An 865-nucleotide genomic window follows, 5' to 3' on the forward strand; every position below is an offset into this window, starting at 1 on the left:
TGTCACACAAACTGCTCATTTCACACGTGAAGTGACGGTTGATAAGGTAACTGGTAAGGAAATTTCAGCTACTGATTGGCAATCAACGGATGCGACTTTTACTGCCGTATCATTGCCAGAAGTGAATGGCTGGATTGCACCAAAAAAGACAGTTGACGGTGAAACTGTGACAGCAACTACTGGTGACCAAACTGAAACAGTTCAGTACGAGAGTACGACAGATCTTTATACTGAAGTGACAATGTATGATGTTGATGATAATGATAAAATTCTTTATCACGACAAACTGTTGGAAACTCGGTTAGATCCAAAGACCATTGGTAGGTTCGATGCGTTCGTTGACAATCTTGAGAATGCTGGTGCCGCTTTGGAAGCATCCGGTTATGAAAATGAAGACGATAAGCATGTCTTCTCAGCGTCAACCGACGTGGTTAACGGACGGACCGTTGATTCGCAAATTAATAAGGTATACTTCCGTCATAAGATGCAAACTGTAACGCCTGAAAATCCTGAGAATGGCGTGGAAACTTCAAAGACGGTTACTCGTACCATTAACTACGTTGATGCGAAGGGAAAGACCGTTGCACCAAGCGTGACGCAGACAGCTCATTTCACTCGTAACGTGACGATTGATGCTGTAACAAAGGCTGAAAAGTCAGCTACTGCTTGGCAATCAACGGACGCCAACTTTGAAGCAGTCACGAGCCCAACTCTTGAAGATCGCATTACTAAGCAGACGACAGTTGCTGCAGAAACGGTCAATGCCGATGCACAGAACCAAGTGGTGACAGTGACTTATACCAAGAATGCGCCAACGCCAGTTGACCCAACACCGGCACCAGCGCCAACACCAGTTGATCCAACA

General features: G+C 45.4%; 1 protein-coding gene. It reads left to right on the plus strand.

Features of this window, described 5'->3' with window-relative positions; genetic code table 11:
* A partial coding sequence (locus IV71_RS08100) for a mucin-binding protein (protein WP_056995053.1) occupies positions 1-865 on the plus strand: 865 nt, incomplete at both ends.

It is taken from the genome of Fructobacillus fructosus KCTC 3544 (assembly GCF_001438695.1).
GTDB classification, from domain to species: domain Bacteria; phylum Bacillota; class Bacilli; order Lactobacillales; family Lactobacillaceae; genus Fructobacillus; species Fructobacillus fructosus.